The organism is Lentzea kentuckyensis (assembly GCF_002150765.1).
Lineage (GTDB): Bacteria > Actinomycetota > Actinomycetes > Mycobacteriales > Pseudonocardiaceae > Lentzea > Lentzea kentuckyensis.
The window spans coordinates 1-476 of record NZ_MUYM01000252.1 but is presented as its reverse complement, the minus strand read 5'-3'; the positions used below and the strand labels follow the sequence as shown (position 1 = coordinate 476).

Genomic DNA, 476 nt, shown 5'->3' with positions numbered 1-476 from the left:
GCGGGCGATGCCGAAGTCGGCCAGCACATAGGAAGTGGGCAGCACGAGCACGTTCTGCGGCTTCACGTCCCGATGCAGGATGCTCTGGCCGTGCGCGAACGCCAGCGCGTCCGCCACCGCGATGCCCGCTGCGACCACGTCCGGCACGGCCAACGGACCCATGGCGCGCAAACGGTCGTGCAGCGAACCGCGTTCGTAGAACTCCATGACGATGCACGGGCGGCCGTCCGGCAGCGTGCCCGTGTCCAGCACGGTGACGATGTGCGGATGCTGGCGGCCGAGCTCGACGGTGATCGCCAGCTCGCGGCGGAAACGGGTCACCGTCGCCGGGTCCGTCACCTGCAGCACCTTCACCGCGACGTCCCGGCCCAGTCCGTCCTGCCGGGCGCGGTAGATCGTGCCCTCGCCGCCCTGCGCGATCACGCGGAAACCGCTGTAGCCGGGCAACGCGATCCCCGGTGCCGAAGCGGCACCGG

General features: G+C 71.0%; 1 protein-coding gene. It reads right to left on the bottom strand.

Going from position 1 to position 476, the window contains the following annotated elements; genetic code table 11:
- The coding region (locus B0F77_RS46475) for a serine/threonine-protein kinase (RefSeq protein ID WP_158103034.1) at nucleotides 1–476 on the bottom strand (476 nt) is incomplete at both ends.